This window comes from Micromonospora sp. ATA51, from assembly GCF_016802855.1.
GTDB classification, from domain to species: Bacteria; Actinomycetota; Actinomycetes; order Mycobacteriales; family Micromonosporaceae; genus Micromonospora; species Micromonospora sicca.
In genome coordinates this window covers 24712-42490 of record NZ_JAEVHJ010000018.1, presented here as the reverse complement: position 1 = coordinate 42490, position 17779 = coordinate 24712, and the positions used below count along the sequence as shown (strand labels likewise).

At 72.8% G+C, this 17779-nt stretch carries 14 protein-coding genes and 1 pseudogene; 11 read left to right on the top strand and 4 right to left on the bottom strand.

Translation table 11 applies throughout. The annotated features are described in order from the left end of the window. Positions 1 to 424 precede the first annotated feature (424 nt). The 6 genes from JNW87_RS05615 (at position 425) to JNW87_RS40460 (ending at position 6247) form a co-directional block, all read left to right on the top strand. On the top strand, positions 425 to 1456 hold the full coding sequence (locus tag JNW87_RS05615; protein WP_109803857.1) for an ABC transporter ATP-binding protein: 1032 nt from the start codon (positions 425 to 427) through the stop codon (positions 1454 to 1456). A 40-nt stretch (positions 1457 to 1496) separates the two neighbouring features. After that, the gene (locus tag JNW87_RS05610; protein WP_109803858.1) at positions 1497 to 2696 is read left to right on the top strand and encodes an ABC transporter substrate-binding protein; all 1200 of its coding nucleotides are present in this window, start codon (positions 1497 to 1499) and stop codon (positions 2694 to 2696) included. Positions 2697 to 2847: 151 nt separating this feature from the next. Next, positions 2848 to 3621 carry an ABC transporter permease gene (locus tag JNW87_RS05605; RefSeq protein WP_238453234.1) on the top strand — a complete coding sequence of 258 codons (774 nt, stop codon included), beginning with the start codon at positions 2848 to 2850 and terminating at the stop codon, positions 3619 to 3621. After that, a complete protein-coding gene (locus JNW87_RS05600; protein WP_109803860.1) occupies positions 3618 to 4430 on the top strand; it encodes an ABC transporter permease in 813 nt (270 codons plus the stop codon). Before JNW87_RS05605 ends, JNW87_RS05600 begins: the two co-directional genes overlap by 4 nt. A 46-nt stretch (positions 4431 to 4476) precedes the next feature. Further along, a complete protein-coding gene (locus tag JNW87_RS05595) occupies positions 4477 to 4902 on the top strand; it encodes a thioesterase family protein (RefSeq protein ID WP_109803861.1) in 426 nt (141 codons plus the stop codon). A gap of 277 nt (positions 4903 to 5179) precedes the next feature. Next, positions 5180 to 6247, top strand: a complete 1068-nt coding sequence (locus tag JNW87_RS40460) for a GGDEF domain-containing protein (protein ID WP_201749835.1) — start codon at positions 5180 to 5182, stop codon at positions 6245 to 6247. 61 nt (positions 6248 to 6308) lie between these two features. Here the strand turns inward: JNW87_RS40460 and JNW87_RS05585 are convergent, their stop codons facing one another. After that, a complete protein-coding gene (locus JNW87_RS05585) occupies positions 6309 to 7601 on the bottom strand; it encodes an exo-beta-N-acetylmuramidase NamZ domain-containing protein (protein ID WP_238453233.1) in 1293 nt (430 codons plus the stop codon). 78 nt (positions 7602 to 7679) lie between these two features. Further along, positions 7680 to 8417: a deoxyribose-phosphate aldolase gene (deoC, locus tag JNW87_RS05580; protein WP_109803864.1), complete on the bottom strand. Its 738-nt coding sequence runs from the start codon at positions 8415 to 8417 to the stop codon at positions 7680 to 7682. Positions 8418 to 8498: 81 nt separating this feature from the next. On the opposite strand from deoC, the gene JNW87_RS05575 reads away from it, so the two are divergent. Both JNW87_RS05575 and JNW87_RS05570 read left to right on the top strand, forming a co-directional pair. Further along, a complete protein-coding gene (locus tag JNW87_RS05575; protein ID WP_109803865.1) occupies positions 8499 to 9224 on the top strand; it encodes a GntR family transcriptional regulator in 726 nt (241 codons plus the stop codon). 149 nt (positions 9225 to 9373) lie between these two features. Next, the gene (locus tag JNW87_RS05570) at positions 9374 to 10705 is read left to right on the top strand and encodes a low temperature requirement protein A (RefSeq protein ID WP_109803866.1); all 1332 of its coding nucleotides are present in this window, start codon (positions 9374 to 9376) and stop codon (positions 10703 to 10705) included. A gap of 84 nt (positions 10706 to 10789) precedes the next feature. Here the strand turns inward: JNW87_RS05570 and JNW87_RS05565 are convergent, their stop codons facing one another. After that, the gene (locus JNW87_RS05565) at positions 10790 to 11659 is read right to left on the bottom strand and encodes a DUF4037 domain-containing protein (protein WP_238453232.1); all 870 of its coding nucleotides are present in this window, start codon (positions 11657 to 11659) and stop codon (positions 10790 to 10792) included. 317 nt (positions 11660 to 11976) lie between these two features. On the opposite strand from JNW87_RS05565, the gene JNW87_RS05560 reads away from it, so the two are divergent. After that, positions 11977 to 12897 carry a 5'-3' exonuclease gene (locus JNW87_RS05560; RefSeq protein ID WP_109803868.1) on the top strand — a complete coding sequence of 307 codons (921 nt, stop codon included), beginning with the start codon at positions 11977 to 11979 and terminating at the stop codon, positions 12895 to 12897. Positions 12898 to 12928: 31 nt separating this feature from the next. Here JNW87_RS05560 and JNW87_RS05555 read toward each other — a convergent pair. Next, a pseudogene (locus JNW87_RS05555) lies at positions 12929 to 15729 on the bottom strand (DEAD/DEAH box helicase). Between the two features lie 86 nt (positions 15730 to 15815). Here JNW87_RS05555 and JNW87_RS05550 point away from each other — a divergent pair. Together JNW87_RS05550 and JNW87_RS05545 are read left to right on the top strand one after the other, a co-directional pair. Continuing rightward, positions 15816 to 16580, top strand: coding sequence for an HAD family hydrolase (locus tag JNW87_RS05550; protein WP_109803906.1), 765 nt, complete (start codon positions 15816 to 15818; stop codon positions 16578 to 16580). Between the two features lie 150 nt (positions 16581 to 16730). Beyond that, on the top strand, positions 16731 to 17774 hold the full coding sequence (locus JNW87_RS05545; RefSeq protein ID WP_238453231.1) for a helix-turn-helix domain-containing protein: 1044 nt from the start codon (positions 16731 to 16733) through the stop codon (positions 17772 to 17774). The last annotated feature ends 5 nt before the right edge of the window (positions 17775 to 17779 follow it).

Genomic DNA, 17779 nt, shown 5'->3' with positions numbered 1-17779 from the left:
CGGCGGCCGCCGAGTTCGCCGCGGCGCCCGCCGAGCGGGACGAACTGGACCGGATCGGCGGGCGCCTGGTCGCCGCGCTCGGGCGGGAGCGGTTCGACACGCTGGTCGCCGCCGGGCACGACCTGAGCCCGGACGCGGCCCGGGCGCTGGTCTGATCGGATCCACCGCGCCGGACGGTGCGACGCGGCGGTCGCGTGCCGTGCTCGGCCTCCTGCGGCTGCGGCCGCCCTTGCCGCAGGGCCGGCGGAAACTCTCACCGGGTGTCCCGGCCCTGGTCGGCGGCCCGGCGACCGGGCGGCGACCGAACGATCCGAAAACAACCCTTGACTACGGTATCCGTTGCGGTCCTATTCTTCCGCTGGAGAATCCGTAGCCAGTGCCTGCTCGGGTCTCATGATTCGTTGAAGAGTTGGAGCCTGTCGCCGTGTCGGAACCCGCGATCCGCCTGACCGGTCTGCGCAAGTCGTTCGATGCCGTGGAGGCCGTCGCCGGCGTCGACCTGGACATCGCCGATGGGGAGTTCTTCTCCATGCTCGGGCCCTCCGGGTCCGGCAAGACGACGGTGCTGCGGATGATCGCCGGATTCGAACTGCCGACCGCCGGCACCGTCACGCTCGCCGGCCGCGACGTCACCCGGCTCGCCCCGTTCGACCGGGACGTCAACACCGTCTTCCAGGACTACGCCCTCTTCCCGCACATGACCGTCCAGCAGAACGTGGAGTACGGCCTGCGGGTGCGCAAGGTGGCGCGCGCCGAGCGCCGGGAGCGCGCGGCGGCGGCGCTGCGGGCGGTCCGCCTCGAGGGGTACGGCGAGCGCCGTCCCGGCGCGCTGTCCGGCGGGCAGCGCCAGCGGGTCGCGCTGGCCCGCGCCCTGGTCAACCGGCCGGCGGTGTTGCTGCTCGACGAACCGTTCGGCGCGCTGGACCTGAAGCTGCGCGAGGAGATGCAGGTCGAGTTGAAGGCCATCCAGCGCGAGGTGGGCATCACCTTCGTCTTCGTCACGCACGACCAGCAGGAGGCGCTGACGATGAGCGACCGGGTGGCGGTGTTCAAGCAGGGCCGGATCGAGCAGGTCGACACGCCCGCCGAGGTGTACGAGCGCCCGGCCACCCCGTTCGTCGCCGGCTTCGTGGGCACCTCCAACCTGTTCGAGGGCGAGACCGCCCGCGCGGTGCTCGGCCGCGAGGGCGTGTTCTCCGTACGCCCGGAGAAGATCCGCCTCGGCGGCGCGCCCGCGTCCACCGAGGAGATCAGCGCGGCGGGCCAGGTCGTCGAGGTGATCTACGCGGGAGCGGCGACCCGTTTCGTGGTCGACCTCGACGCCGGGCCGCGCGTCGTCGCGATGCAGCAGAACCAGCAGACCTCCCCCGCCGACGTGGCGGCTTTGCGCGGCAAGCCGATCCGGCTGACCTGGCGGGCCGAGCACGTCGTCGCGGTTCCCGTGAACCCCCGTTGACCCAACCCGACCCCCGTCGACAACCAGAAGGAGAGCGCAGATGCGCACCACCCGAGTCTTCACCGCGGTCGCCGCGGCCGGCCTGCTCGCGCTGACCGGATGCGGCGACGGCGGCGGCGCCACCGGCGGCTCCGGTCCCGGCGGCATCAAACCGCCGAAGATCGACAAACTGGCGTCGCTCGGCGCCGGGGAGGGCCAGGTCAACATCGTCGCCTGGGCCGGGTACGTCGAGAACGGCTCCACGGACCCGAAGGTCGACTGGGTCACCGGCTTCGAGAAGGAGACCGGCTGCAAGGTCAACGTGAAGGTCGCCGGCACCTCCGACGAGATGGTGACGCTGATGAAGACCGGCGACTACGACGTGGTCTCGGCCTCCGGCGACGCCTCGCTGCGCCTGATCTACGGCGGGGAGGTCGCTCCGGTCAACACCGACCTGGTCGCCAACTACAAGGACGTCTTCGACGGCCTGAAGCTCAAGCAGTGGAACTCGGTCGACGGGGTGGCGTACGGCATCCCGCACGGCCGCGGCGCGAACGTGCTCATGTACCGCACCGACAAGGTCACCCCGGCGCCGACGTCCTGGAGCGCGGTGTTCGACCCCAACTCGCCGTACAAGGGGAAGGTGACGGCGTACGACTCGCCCATCTACCTCGCCGACGCGGCGCTCTACCTGATGAAGCACCAGCCGGAGCTGGGCATCAAGAACCCGTACGCGTTGGACGACAAGCAGTTCGCCGCCGCCGTGGACCTGCTCAAGAAGCAGAACGAGCTGATCGGTGAGTACTGGTCGGACTACACCAAGGAGGTGCAGGCCTTCAAGTCCGGCAACTCCGTGGTCGGCACCGCGTGGCAGGTCATCGTCAACCTGGCCAAGGCCGACGGCGCCCCCGTCGAGGCGGTCCTGCCCTCCGAGGGCGCGACCGGCTGGTCCGACACCTGGATGATCTCCGCCAAGGCCAAGCACCCGAACTGCGGCTACCTCTGGATGAACCACATCATCGACCCGGCGGCGAACGGCGCCGTGGCGGAGTGGTTCGGCGAGGCCCCGGCGAACAAGCTCGCCTGCGACAAGACGGCCGACAAGAACCACTGCACCACGTTCCACGCCGCCGACGAGGCGTACTTCGACCAGGTCTGGTTCTGGAGCACCCCGGTGGAGCAATGCCTCGACGGCCGCACCGACGTCAAGTGCAAGGACTACGCGGCCTGGACCCAGGCCTGGACCACGATCAAGGGCTGAGACAGGTGACAGCTCTCTCCACGGTGGACCGGCCGGCGGGCGATGACACGATCGCCGCCCGCGGGCCGGTCGCCGGCTCTCCTCCTGGCTGCACCGACACCGCGGAGCACGCCTCGCCGGGCTGCTCTCGGCGCCGCTGCTCTGGCTGCTCGTGGCGTACCTCGGCTCGCTGGCCGTGCTCTTCGTCTGCGCGCTGTGGACGGTCAACAGCTTCACCGGCGACCTGGTCCGCCAGCCGACGTTCGCCAACTTCCGCACCATCCTGACCGAAGAGGTCTACCGCACCGTCACCCTGCGCAGCCTCGGCGTCGCCGCTGCGGTCACCGTGATCGACGTGCTCATCGCGCTGCCGATGGCGTTCTTCATGGCGAAGGTCGCCTCCCCGCGCAGCCGCCGCTTGCTGGTCATCGCGATCCTCACCCCACTGTGGGCGAGCTACCTGGTCAAGGCGTACGCCTGGCGGGTGATGCTCGCCAACGACGGCCCGGTGGACTGGCTCTTCGGGGGCGCCGGCAACGGCCCCGGCTACGGGCTGCTCGCGACCGTGCTCGTGCTGAGCTACCTGTGGCTGCCGTACATGATCCTGCCCATCTACGCCGGGCTGGAGCGGCTGCCGGACTCGCTGCTGGAGGCGTCGGCGGACCTCGGCGCCCGGGGCGGGCGCACCGTCCGCTCGGTGGTGCTGCCGATGATCGTGCCGTCGGTGATCGCCGGCTCGATCTTCACGTTCTCCCTGTCCCTCGGCGACTACATCACCGTGCAGATCGTGGGCGGCAAGACGCAGCTCATCGGCAACCTGGTGTACGCCAACATCGGCGCGGCGAACAACCTGCCGTTCTCGGCGGCGCTCGCCACGATCCCCGTACTCATCATGGTCGGCTATCTGGTCGCGGTGCGCCGGTCCGGCGCGTTGGAGGAGCTGTGACGCTGTCGCGCGGAGCGCGCTGGTTGCTGCGCGGGGCCATGGCGGTGGGCCTGGCCTTCGTCTACGTGCCGCTGGCCCTCGTGCTGGTCAACTCGTTCAACGCCGACCGCACCTTCGCCTGGCCACCGCCGCGCTGGACCACCGACTGGTGGGTGCGGGCGTGGGAGAACGCGGGCGCCCGCGAGGCGCTGTGGACCTCGACGACGGCCGGCCTCGGCGCGACGGCCGTCGCGCTCCTGCTCGGCACGCTGGTCGCGTTCGCGGTGCAGCGCTACCGGTTCTTCGGGCGGGACGCCGTGTCGCTGCTCGTGGTGCTGCCGATCGCGCTGCCCGGCATCGTCACGGGCATCGCGCTGGACACCGCCTTCCGCTCGCTGATCGAGCCGCTCGGGGTGGGCAAGGGGCTGTTCTCGGTGATCGTCGGGCACGCGACGTTCTGCGTCGTGGTGGTCTACAACAACGTGCTGGCCCGGCTGCGCCGACTCGGGGGCAACCTGGAGGAGGCGAGCGCGGACCTCGGCGCGGACACCTTCCAGACGTTCCGCTACGTGACGTTCCCGCTGCTGCGCTCGGCGCTGTTCGCCGGTGGGCTGCTCGCCTTCGCGCTCTCCTTCGACGAGATCATCGTGACGACCTTCACGGCCGGGCCGGGCGTTCAGACCCTGCCCATCTGGATCTTCAACAACCTCTTCCGGCCCAACCAGGCGCCCGTCATCAACGTCGTCGCGGCGGTGCTGATCGTGCTCTCGATCGTGCCGATCTATCTCGCCCAGCGAGTCTCCGACACCGCTGCCGGTGGTCGCCTCTGACCCGCACGCCCCCGCTCCCCCGGGACGCCCGTGTCAAGATCTGTCCATGAGTCAGCCGTTTCGTGTGCGCATCGCCGTCCGAGGGTACGAGCTGGACGTCCAGGGGCACGTCAACCAGGCCGTATACCTGCAGTACGCCGAGCACGCCCGGTGGGAGTGCCTGCGCGCCGCGGGCCTGCACCCGGACGCGCTGCGTGCGGCCGGCGTCGGGCCGGTCCAGCTTGAGTGCACCATCCGCTACCTGCGCGAACTGCGGGCGGGCGACGAGGTCGACGTCAGTTGCGGCTTCGTCTGGCGCGGCGGCAAGACGTTCCGGCTGGAGCAGGAGTACGTACGCGTGGACGGCACTCCGGTCGCCCAGCTGACCGGGGTCGGCGGAATGCTGGACCTGCACACGCGACGGCTGGTGGCCGATCCGGCGGAGCGGTTCCGTTCGCTCGCCTCGTCGCCGGCGCACCTCGGTCTCGACTAGTGGGCAGGGCACGGCCGGCGCTCCGGCCGGCCCGCGGGAAGTAGGTCGCCGGCCGTGCAGGGGCACGGCGAGGCAGGCGAGGTTGCGCTGAGCCACGACGGACGTACGCAGGGCAGACGTAACCGTGTCGAAATATTGACGTCACCTCACGCACATCGTTGAATGTCGGAGTGGTGGGACACGTCGGAGCGGCCTCGACCCGGATCACGGTCACGGCCGCTGCGATCGATTTCGCGGCCGGATCATCGGGATCCGTCGTCAGGTTGCCGTGGGCGCGGTGGACAGTCGGGTGAACGAGCGCCGGCGAAGGATGCTGCTCACCGCGGCGTTGCACGTCGTCTCGCACGGAATCGCCGTCAGCTACTGCCTCATGACGTTGCACCAGCCACATCGGTCCGTCATGCTCGCGGCCTACGGCTGCGGAATGGCGTCCGGCCTCGTCGGCCTGTGGGCAGCCCAGAAGGTGACCACGAAGGCCTCGGGGTACCGCGTCTCGTTCACCATCCTGCTGATCACGCTCGTCGTGGCGACGCTCGGCGCGTACTGGGACGGTGGTGCAGCCGCACCGGCCGCCCTGGGTTTCGTGACCACGGCCGTGTTCGTCGCCAGCCACACCCCGCGCCTGCCGCTGATGACGGCGCTCGCGGCGCTCACCGTCGGGGCCTACCTCGCGGTCGCCGCCACCGGACGACCGGCGCCCCCCGGGCACGTCTTCCTTTACGTCGCGGCGATGGTGGTGCTGATCTCGGTGTGCTCCGCGCAGGCACGGATCCTGGCGCGGCAGCGATCCCAGCTCCGTTCGCTCGCGGAGCTCGACCCGCTCACCGGCGCCCTCAACCGGCGCGGCCTGGCCGAGTTCACCAAGCACCTGTTCCGGAGCGGCTGTCGCCCGGGCCCGTCCCTGCTGTGTCTGGATCTCGACGACTTCAAGCTGGTCAACGACCGCCTCGGACACGCCGCCGGCGACCGGCTGCTGCAGCGGACGGTGGCCGCGACCCGGGAGGTGCTGCGCGCCGGGGACGCCATCGCCCGGGTCGGCGGTGACGAGTTCGTGGTCGTGCTGGTGGACGCCGACGACGTCACCGCGCGGACGGTGCTGACCCGGATCGACGCGGCCGTCCGCCCGGACGCCCGCGTCAGCATCGGCTCGGCCACCGCGCCGCAGGACGGCAACACCCTCGAAGCCCTGATGCAGGTGGCCGACCAGCGCCTCTACCGGATGAAGCTGGAACACCGTCCCGCCGCCCGCCCGCCGCCGCAGGACCGCCCCGACCTGCTACCCAGCCGCCCGGACCCGCTCGGCATGCGGACGGCCGGGCAACGGCCTGGGTGGTCACCCGGGTAACGCGGGTGGACCGGGGCCGGGGCCGGACGGGGCCCATGGTCGCGCCGCCCGGCCGCGGCGGTCAGTAGAGCAGGTAGGGCTGGCGCTGCCGGTCGAACGCGGCCAACTCGTCGGCCCAGGCGCCGACCACGTCGGCCACGTCGGCACCCGCGTCGATCATCGTGCGCAGCCGGGGCGATCCGGTGAGCTTGTCGATCCAGTACGGCCGCAGTTGGTCCCAGGCGTCCTGCCGCCACGCGAACGCCGGGTACTTCCGCGCCTCCACCAGCATCGCGACCCCGGTACGGATCGGGTCGTACGCGCCCCGGTCCACGATCTTGACCTCGACCCCCGCGCAGGGCTTGTTGAGCAGCGCCGGCTTCTGCCCGGCCGAGGTCGGCGAGAAGTACGCCTCCCGGAACCGCACCCCCGGCAGGTTCCGGGCGTTGAGCCGGTCACCCCAGTGGTAGTCGAAGTCCGTCGCCAGGCCGCCGATCAGCTCGAACGGACGGCAGGTGCCGCGCCCCTCGGTGATCGACGCGACGCCCTCGAAGAGGCAGGTGCCCGGGTAGACCAGCGCGGTGTCCGTGGTCGGCATGTTCGGGCTGGGCATCACCCAGGGCAGATCGGTGTCGGCGGCGAGCCGGTCCCGCTTCCAGTGCCGGCACTGCACCACGTGCAGCTCGACCGGCCGTCCCGCCTCGGCGGGCAGGAACTCGGCGTTGAAGAAGCCCGCGAGTTCACCGACGGTCATGCCGTGCTGCTGCACGATCTCCTTGAGACCCACCCCGGAGGTGTATCCGGCGGTCATCATCGGGCCGTACGCCCGGCCGCCGACCGGGTTCGGCCGATCGAGTACGACGTACCGCTTGCCGAGCCGGGCGGCGGCGAGCATCGAGGTGTACATCGTCCAGATGTAGGTGTAGAAACGCGCCCCCACGTCCTGGATGTCGAAGACCACGGTGTCCATTCCGGACTGCGTGAACATGGCCTCCCACTTGGCCTGCGAGGCGCCGTACGCGTCGTAGACGGTGATGCCGGTCCGGGCGTCCGTGCCGGTGCCCTCGCTGCCGCCCGCCTGGGCCGAGCCCCGGAAGCCGTGCTCGGGACCGAACGCCGCGACCACGTTCACCTGGCCCGAGGCGTGCATCAGGTCGACCAGGTGCCGGTAGGCGGAGTCGACGCCGGTCGGGTTGGAGATCACGCCCACCCGCTGCCCGCGGAGCTCGGCGAAGTCGGAGCGCACCAGCGCGTCCAGGCCGGTCTCGACAAGGCGAATGCCCGGGTCGGCACTGCCGGGTGCGGCGGTCACGGTCGTGGCGAGGGCGCCGGCGGTGACCGCTCCGGCGCCGGTGAGGAAGGTTCTGCGCTCCATCGGGTGCCTCCAAGCAGCTCAGCTCATCGAAACTTAGCTACATGAAGGCGGTGGGTCAAGGAAAGATACCTACGGATGTCAGTAGGCGCCGCCGCTCGCCACGGCCCCGGCGGCGGGCCGGCCGTGCTCCTGCCGGTGGGCCAGGTCGTCGAGGATGGCGGCGGTGGCGATGGCGCCGAACCGGGTGACGCCGATGGCGGCCATCGCGAGCAGGGTGTCGAGGGTGGGGACGCCGCCGGCGGCCTTCACCTCGATGGCCGGTGAGACCGCGGAGCGCATGAGGGCCAGGTCGTCCATCGTGGCGCCTCCGTTGGCGAAGCCGGTCGAGGTCTTGACGAAGTGGGCGCCCGCCCGCTCGGCCGCCTGGCAGCCGGCCACGATCTGTTCGGCGGTCAGGTAGGCGTTCTCCAGGATCACCTTCACGGTCGCGCCGTCCGCGGCTGCCACGACGGCACGGATGTCGGCCTCGACCTCGGCCAGCTTCCCGGACCGGAGGCAGCCGATGTTGATCACCATGTCGACCTCGGCGGCGCCTTGGCCGACGGCGAGCGCCGCCTCCGCGGCCTTGATCCGGGTGGTCGTGCCGCCGTGCGGGAAGCCGGCCACCGTGCCCACGAGCACGTCGGTTCCCCGCAGGAGGTCCACGGCGAGGACGACGTCACCGGGCCGGACGCAGACGGAGGCCACGTGGTAGCGGGCGGCGAGCCCGCAGCCCTCGCGTACGTCGTCGTCGGTGAGCTCGGGGCGCAGCAGCGAGTGGTCGATCAGCTTCGCGATCTGCGCGACGGTGACGCTCTCCGGCGTGAACGTGGCCATGATGTCTCCTCGGTCGGGTCCGGCCACGCTATCTGTCTAGACAGCTTGCTGTCTAGACAGGTCATCGGTAGCGTCTCGGAGGTGACTGCCGACCTGGACTTCGCGCCCCGCTACTACCGCATCGAGCAGGCGCTGCGCGCTCTGATCGCGGTGTCCCGGCCGCACGATCCGCTGCCGTCGGAGCCTGACCTGGCGCGGGAGCACGGGGTGAGTCGGATGACGGCGCGGGCCGCGGTCACCAAGCTGGTCGACGACGGGCTCGCGTACCGGGTGCCCGGGCGGGGCACCTTCGTCGCCGTTCCGGCGTCGCCACGCCGGGCCGACAACCTGGTCCGGTTCAGCGACGAGGTCCGGCGGCAGGGCAGACAACCGTCGTCGCGGGTGGTGACGGCGCAGACCCGACCGGCGACCACAGAGGAGGCCGCCCGCTTGCGGTTGCGCGCCGGGACCGACGTCGTCTACATCGAGCGTGTCCGCCTGGCCGACGGGGAACCGGTCGTGGTCGAGAAGGCCGCCTTTCCCGGGTCCCTGAAGGCTCTCCTCGACGGTGACCTGGCCGGTGGATCGCTGCACGAAGCGCTGACCGCGCTGGGTCGTACGCCGACCAGAGGGGTGGCGACGCTGGCCGCCCGGCTGGCCACCCGGAACGACGCGCGGCTGCTCGATGTCCCCGTGGGTTCGGCGTTGCTGGTCGAGCAGCGCCTGATCCTCGACGGCCGGGACGATCCCCTGGAGCTGACGGAGTCGCGGTATGCGGGCGAGCGATACCGCTTGAACGTGTCCTTCGGCGTCGAACCGCCCCGGTGACCCGAGGCGGTCACGGCATCGGCGACCCGTAGACCGCGCCGCCCGACCGACGGGGCCGCCCTCGGCAACCCGGGGCGTCGGCGGTTCGCACGGTGGCCGGCGAGGACGATTCCGACCCGCGACGGGCCGGGCGCTGCCAGACTCGACCGGTGGGCGGCAAGCGACGGACCGGGGGGCTGGGGCCTGCCATCCGGATCGCCCCGGCCGCGCGGGTGGACAAGTTCGAGGTGTTCTTCGACCTCGTCTTCGTCGTGTCGTTCTTCATCATCACCCGGGCCACCGCCGCCAACGTCAGCGGGCGACAGCTGCTGCACGCGATGCTGGTGCTGGCCGTGCTGTGGTGGTGCTGGGTGGTGCACAGCGTGGTCGCCAGCCAGCTCCGCCTCGGCGAGGGCTTCGTCCCGGTGCTGATGGTGGTCGGCATGATGGCGCTGTTCGCCTTCGCCCTGGCGCTGCCCCAGACCTTCGGCGATTTGCATCAAGGCGCGGCCGGGCCCATGCTCGTCACGGTCAGCTACGTGGTGGTCCGCGCCGTGCACCTGGTGCTGTACGTGCACGCGACGCGCGGCAGGCCGCACGCCCGCGGCAAGCTGCTCCAGTTCGCACCGGAGATCGTGATCACCACCGTCCTGCTGCTGGTCGCGGCGCTGCTGCCGCCGAACATCGAGGATCCCGACGTCGGGGTGTGGCTGCGCGACGGGCTGTGGATCGCCGTCGTCGTCCTGCAGTACGGCAGCGGGCTGGCGGCCGGCACCAGGGGCTGGGAGGTCACGTCCGCCGAACACTGGACGGAGCGGTACGACCTGATCCTCATCATCGCGCTGGGTGAGTCCGTGATCTCGGTCGGCGTCGGCGGCAACCTGATCGGCAAACCGGTGACCTGGCCGGCGGTCCCGGCGGCCTTGCTGGGGATCCTGTTCACCGCGGCGCTGTGGTGGGCGCACTTCGACATGATCGGGCCCGCCGCCCGGATCGCGCTGCACGCCGCGCAGGGCCACCCACGGGTGGCGATGGCCCGCGACGCCTACGCCTACCTCTACCTGCCGATGATCGCCGGAGTCGTGCTGTTCGCCATCGGCGCCGAGGAGCTGGTGCGGACGATCACCGACCCGGCGGGTGGGGTGGCCGAGCGGGCGCCCGGCCCGGCCGTGCCGATGCTGTTCGGCGGGGTGATCGTCTACCTGGCCGCCGACATGGCGTTCCAACTGCGCACCCTGCGCACCGTCACCTGGACCCGGGTCGGCGTGCTCCTCGCGCTGGGGGCCGGCCTGTTCGTGGGCCGACACCTGCCGGCGCTCGGCGCGCTCGGGCTGTTGTCCGCCATCTGCGTCGCGCTCGTCGCGATCGAGCTGGTGGTGCTGGCCGACTCCCGGCGTGCCCTGCGCCAAGCGGTGTTCGAGGAGCGCACCGAGCACGAGGCCAGCGAGGCCGCGTACCGCGCCCGCTGGCACGAGGACGGCCCGCCCCGGTCGGCGCGGTAGCTGCCGGCAAACCCCAGTCGGCGCGGTAGCGCCCGGCCCGCTCCGCCCGAGCACCGGTTCACTCGGACCGGCTGACCCGCCCGGTCAGTCCGGTCGGAGCGCCTCCGCGACCCGGCGGGCCTGCTGCGCGTGGCCGAGGACGTCGACGTTGTCCAGGTACTGGTCGACGGCGCCCACCGAGGGCCGCGCGCGCAGCGCCGGGTCACCGATCGCGGCGCGCAGCGCGGCGGCGAACCGGCCGGCGTCGAGCACCAGGAACGGCCGCCCGTGGAACTGCCGGGCCGTCGGGTCGACCGGCGCGGCCAGCCCCAGGTCGTTGGTCCAGCCGGCCACCGTCTCCAGCGCGCCGACCAGCCCGGCCTGGCGGTCGGACCAGCCGTCGGGGCCGAGGGCGCGGGTCAGCCCGTCGACCACCGGGGCCGCCGCCGGCAGCCGGGCGAAGACGGTGCCGAGCCATTTCGCGTACGGGGGCCAGCGGCGGTGCACCAGCAGACCGAGCCGCATCAGGTCCCGGGCCAGCCCGGCGGTCACCACCCGGCTGCCCAGTTCGTCGCCGACCTCGGCACACCGCCCGGCCAGGTGCTCGGCCTGGCCGATCCGGCTCCAGGCGGCCGCCAGGACGTGCCGCCACACGTCGTCCGGGTACCAGGCCAGCCGGGCCCGGGCGGCGGTGAGCGCCCCGTCGAGGCCGTCGTGGAAGACCGCGCCTCCGGTCAGCTCGGCCAGCCGCTGGGTGGGCGTGGCGAGCCAGTCGTCCACCCCCACGCCGGTGCGCGGATCGAAGCCGAGCTTGTCGCGCAGCCAGCCGGTCAGCTCGTCCACGCTCACCCCGTGCCGGTCCCCGTCGGCGTCGACGACGCCGAGGCGGACGTCGGGGCCGCCGACGAAGCGGGTCGGCCAGCCGAGGAACTCCGCCGGCAGTTCGGCGTCGAGCACCGCCCGGGCGGGCCCCACGTCGTCCGGGCCGGCGACGAAGAGCTGGGCCCGCGGACCCCAGTCGTGGTCGGTGGAGCGCTCGGTGTCCAGGCCGAGCAGCTCGACCCGCCGTCGAGCAGGCCGGCGGCGTAGCGCAGCCCGGGCAGCCGCCGAGCCAGCAGGGGAGCCACCACCTCGTCGTGGAACCGCCGGGCGAGCGACAACCCGGGTACGAACGTCATGCCGTCAGTCTCCCCGGCGGACGCGCCCGTGACTCACCCGACGGCCAACCGCGCCCGCCCCGGCACGATCCGGCCCTCCCCCACCTCGTCGTACGGCTGTGCCAGGCTGTCCGGGTGGCACAGCGACCCCCGATCCTGCTGATCGACTCCCCCAGCCTCTACTTCCGGGCCTACTTCGGCATCCCGGAGTCGGCCGCGAAGACCGAGGACGGCCAGCCGGTCAACGCCGTGCGCGGCTTCCTCGACATGCTCGCCCAGCTCGTCCGCACCCGCCGGCCGGACCGGATGGTCTGCGCACTGGACTACGACTGGCGGCCGGCGTGGCGGGTGGAGCTGCTGCCGTCGTACAAGGCGCACCGGGTGGCGCCGGAGGGCGGCGAGGTGGTGCCGGACACCCTCTCCCCGCAGGTGCCGATGATCCTGGAGGTGCTGACCGCGTTCGGCATTCCGTTCATCGGCGCCACCGGCTACGAGGCCGACGACGTGCTGGGGACGCTCTCGGTGACCCAGCCCGGTCCGGTGGAGGTGGTCTCCGGCGACCGGGACCTGTTCCAGCTGGTGGACGACGCCCGCCAGGTCCGGCTGCTCTACGTCGGGCGCGGGGTGGCCAAGCTGGAGGACTGCGACGACGCGGCGATCCGCGCCCGGTACGGGGTTCCCGCCGACCGGTACGCGGACTTCGCGGCGCTGCGCGGCGACCCGAGCGACGGGCTGCCCGGGGTGCCCGGGGTGGGCGAGAAGACCGCCGCCCGGCTGATCGAGCGGTACGGCGGCCTGCCGGGCATCCTCGCCGCGCTGGACGACGGGGACGCGGGTTTCGCGCCGGGGCTGCGGAGCAAGCTGGCGGCGGCCCGGGACTACCTGGCGGTCGCCCCGAAGGTGGTGGAGGTGGCCCGGGACATACCGCTGCCGGAGCTGCCCACCGCGCTGCCGACGGCGCCCGCGGAGCCGGAGGGGCTGTTGGAGCTGGCGCAGCGGTGGAACCTGGCCGGCTCGTGCCGCCGGCTCGTGGACGCGCTCACCGCCCGTTCCTGATCGTGCGGACGTGGTGACCGCACGGTGACGATCAGGCCGCGGCGTGGTAGGCCAGCACGCCCCGGTTGACGGTCGCGATGGCCTGCCGGGCGGTGGAGCGCAGCTCCGCCGACGCGCCGCCGGAGTCGGCGAGCTGGCCGAGCAGGTCGACGACCTGGCGGGCCCAGCGCACGAAGTCCCCGGCGGGCATCTCGCCGTCGATCTGGTGGCCGCTGGCGAGCACCTTGGCGAGCACCTCCCCGCGGGCCCACCGGTAGATCGGCCAGGCGAAGCCCAGGTCCGGCTCGCGGGTGACGGCGAGACCCCGGGCAGCCTCGTCCGCCTCGATGTCGCTCCACAGCTTGAGCGTCTCGTCGACCGCGTCGGCGACCGGGCCGCGCGGCAGCGAGGCCCGCTCGTCGACGTCGCGGCGGGCCTCGAAGACCACCACGGAGACGGCCGCGGCGAGCTCGGCCGGGGAGAGCCCGTCCCAGACGCCCCGGCGCAGGCACTCGGCGACCAGCAGGTCCGCCTCGGTCCAGATCCGGCCGAGCATCCGGCCCGCGTCGGTGACCCCGCCGTCGGCGGAGAGGTAGCCGCGGGCGGTGAGCAGCGCGACGATCCGGTCGAAGGTCCGCGCCAGCGAGCCGGTCCGGCCGGAGACCCGCTGCCGCAGCTCCTCGGTGTCCCGTTCGAGGCGGCGACGCCGCTCGGCCCAGCGGGCGTGCTCCTCCCGCTCCGGGCAGGCGTGGCAGGGGTGCCGGCGCAGCTCGGTGCGGAGCTGGCTGAGCCGGTGGTCCTCGCCGGCGACCTGCCGGGACCGCCCGCCCCGGCGGCCGTCGTGCCGGTCCAGCCCGGTGCCGCTGACCTCGGCGGCCAGGTCCCGCCGCGCAGCCGGGGACCGGTGGTTGAAGTGCTTCGGCACCCGGATCCGGGCGAGCACCTCGGCCGGGGTGGTGAAGTCGCCGGGACTGACCCGGCCGGCCCAGCGGTCCTGGGTGAGCACCAGCGGGCGCGGCTCACCGAAGCCGCCGGTGGCCGGGTCGAGGACGACGGCCAGCCCGGCCCGCCGCCCGGACGGCACCCGGATCACGTCGCCGACCCGCAGCCGCTCCAGCGACGCGACGGCCGCCGCCTTGCGCTGGGTCTGGCCCTGCCGGGCGATGGCCCGTTCCCGGTCGGCGATGGCCACCCGCAGCGCGAAGTACTCGTCGAAGTCCCCGTGGTGGCAGGCCGCCTCGGCGCCGTACGCCTCGATGGTCTCGGTGTTGCGCTGCACCTGCCGGGCCAGGCCGACCACCGAGCGGTCCGCCTGGAACTGCGCGAAGGACGACTCCAGCAGCGCCCGGGCCGGGTCCGCGCCGACCGTGCCGACCAGGTTGACGGCCATGTTGTACGACGGCCGGAAGCTGGACCGCAGCGGGTAGGTCCGGGTGGAGGCGAGCCCGGCCACGTGCCGGGGGTCGGTCTCCGGCGACCAGACCACCACGGCGTGCCCCTCGACGTCGATGCCGCGCCGGCCGGCCCGCCCGGTGAGCTGCGTGTACTCCCCCGGGGTGAGGTCGACGTGCGCCTCGCCGTTGAACTTGACCAGGCGTTCGAGGACGACGCAGCGGGCGGGCATGTTGATGCCCAGCGCCAGGGTCTCGGTGGCGAAGACCGCCTTGACCAGGCCGCGGACGAACAGCTCCTCGACGACCTCCTTGAACACCGGAAGCATGCCGGCGTGGTGGGCGGCCAGGCCGCGCTCCAGCCCGTCGAGCCACTCCCAGTAGCCGAGCACCGACAGGTCCTCGCCGGGGATGGCGGTGACCCGGGACTCGACCACCCGGCGGATCTCGGTGCGTTCCTCCGGCGAGGTCAGCCGGAGCCCGGCGGCGAGGCACTGCTGCACGGCCGCGGCGCAGCCGGCCCGGCTGAAGATGAACAGGATCGCCGGGAGCAGGCCGTCCCGGTCGAGCCGGTTGACGATGTCGGGGCGCATCGGGCCGCGCCAGCGGGGGCCGGGCGCCCGGCGCCGGGACCGGCGCTGCGCCCCTCGCCCAGCTCCAGGCGGCGCACCGTGTCGCGGGTGTAGCGCAGCAGCTCGGGGTGCACGTCGTGCTTGCGGGCCGCGTCGGCGTCGTGGAACAGGTCGAACATCCGCTTGCCGACCAGCATGTGCTGCCAGAGCGGCACCGGCCGGTGCTCGCTGACCACCACCGCGGTCTCGCCGCGCACGGTGACCAGCCAGTCGGCGAACTCCTCCGCGTTGGAGACCGTCGCGGAGAGGGAGACCAGGGTGACCGAGGCGGGCAGGTGGATGATCACCTCTTCCCACACCCCGCCCCGGAACCGGTCGGCGAGGTAGTGCACCTCGTCCATCACCACGTAGGCCAGGCCCTCCAGGGTGCTGGAGCCGGCGTAGAGCATGTTGCGCAGCACCTCGGTGGTCATCACCACCACCGGGGCGTCGCCGTTGATCGCGTTGTCGCCGGTGAGCAGGCCGACCTGCTCGGCGCCGTAGCGGTCCACCAGGTCGTGGTACTTCTGGTTGGACAGCGCCTTGATCGGCGTCGTATAGAAGCACTTGCGCCGGGTGGTCGGCCCCTCGGCCGCGTCGGCCGCCGCCGGCTGCCCTGGCTTGCCGCGCAGGGCCAGGTGTACGGCGAACTCGCCGACCACCGTCTTGCCCGCGCCCGTGGGAGCGCACACCAGCACGCCGCTGCCCCGCTCCAGGGACTGGCACGCCTCCCGCTGGAAGTCGTCGAGGTCGAACCCGAGGTCTCGGGCGAACTCGTCCAGGGCCGGGAAGGTGGAGGCCTGCGCGGCCCGGCGGCGCGCCGCGGCGTACCGCTCGGCGGGACTCGACATGCCTCCAAGATTAATCGCTAGGACCGACCACCACCTGACAAGGCCGTCCGGCAGTACGGTCGGAGGCGGTCGGTAGGGTGCACGACGTGCCGGACCATGCCGAACCGCCCCACGCCTCGAGCGGCGCCGACGATGCCGTCCGCCCGAGCACGTCCCGCCGGCCCGTGGAGGCGGTGCTCTTCGACTTCCACGGCACCCTCGCCCAGGTGGAGGAGCCGCGCGAGTGGGTGCTGGCGGCCGCCGCGACGTGTGGGGTGGAGCTGGACCGGGTACGCGCCACCTCGCTGGCCGACCGGCTGCTCACCGCCGGGCGGGCCGGCGGGCCGGTGCCCGCGCGGGTGCCGCCCCGGCTGGCCGAGCTCTGGGCCGACCGGGATCTCTACGAGCACGCCCACCGGGGCGCGTACACCGGGCTGGCGGAGACGGTGGACGCGGGCATCGACGGGTTCCCCGAGGCGCTCTACGAGCGGGTACGGGTCCCCGAGGGCTGGGTGCCGTACCCGGACACCGAGGCGGTGCTCAAGGAGCTGCGGCGCGCCGGGGTGAAGGTGGCCGTCGTCAGCAACATCGGCTTCGACATCCGGCCGCTCTTCGCCGCCTGGGGCCTCGACGGGCTGGTCGACGCGTACGCGCTCTCCTACGAGGTGGGGCGCTGCAAGCCGGACCCGGGGATCTTCCTGCGGGCCTGCGGAATGCTCGGCGTCGACTCGGAGCGCGCGTTGATGGTCGGCGACACGCCGGCCGACGCGGGCGCGGTGGGCGCGGGCTGCGCCGTGCTGGTGCTGCCGGCCGCCGACGCCGGCCGGGCCAACGGGCTCGGCGCGGTGCTCGACCTGGCGCTGGGCTCCTGAGCTGCGGGTTCCGGCGCTGACCCGAGGTGGTCAGCGCCTCCGGTAGCTCGTCCGCGGTGCCGCACTGCCCCATGGACCTCCGCGAGCTGCCGGTACGATGCTGCCTCGATCATCAACGCCCTCGGGGAGGACGCGATCCTGCCACGTCAGGTGCTCGACACCCAGCTGGTGCCGGAAGCCGACCGCTTCGACCTCTGGGCGGATTTCGCCGTCGGCAGCACGCCGGCCAGCATCTGGACCGACCGGCGGGCGCCGTTCAACGCCTTCGCCCAGCTGATCGACCTGGGCGGGGTGCACCTGACCGAGTTCCGGTACCCGACGCTGCGCACCAGGCGGACGGCCCGGCAGATCCGCCAGGCCGACTCGGAGATGTTCCAGCTGGCCCTGCCGACCGCCGGCTTCAGCGCCATCAGCCAGGCCCGCAACGAGTCGACCATCGACCAGACCGGGTTCACCTTCTTCGACGGCTCCCGACCGTACGAGGCGGAGCACCAGGTGGACGAGACGAGGTACACCTCGACGATCTGCGTGCACATCCCGCACGCCCGGCTGCCGCTGTCCGCCGGTCGGGTTAACCGGCTGCTCGCCGCGGCCATGCCCGCCGACCGGGGGACGGGCGCCCTGCTGGCGCAGTTCCTCCGGCAACTGGTGGCGCACCCCGAGCAGTACGAGCCGAGCGAGGCGCAGGGGCTCGGCGGCGTGACGCTCGACCTGGTGTGCGCGACCCTGGCACGGTACGCGGACGGCGAGGACTCCCTGTCGCCGGAGACGCGTCAGCAGGTCACCCGGCTGCAGGTGGTCGAGTTCATCGAGCGGCACCTGGCCCGGCCGGGCCTCGACCCCGGCGCCGTGGCGCAGGCCCACCACCTGTCGCTGCGCACCCTGCACCGGCTCTTCGCCGGCGAGGAGGAGACGGTCGCTGGGCTCATCCGCCGGCGCCGCCTGGAACAGTGCCGGCGCGACCTGCGCAACCCGTTGCTGCGGGACCAGCCCATCCGGGTCATCGCGGCGCGATGGGGGTTTCCGGACCCCGCCCACTTCAGCCGCGCCTTCCGGGAGGCGTACGGAGTGCCGGCGCGGGACTACCGGGCGGGTGCGGAGCCGACCACCCTCGCCGAGCTGAGCGGCGGGCGCGACGTGGCCCGCCTCGGGAGCAGCCGGCCCGGCGAGCCCGGTTCCGAGGTGCCCGTCTAGCGTCA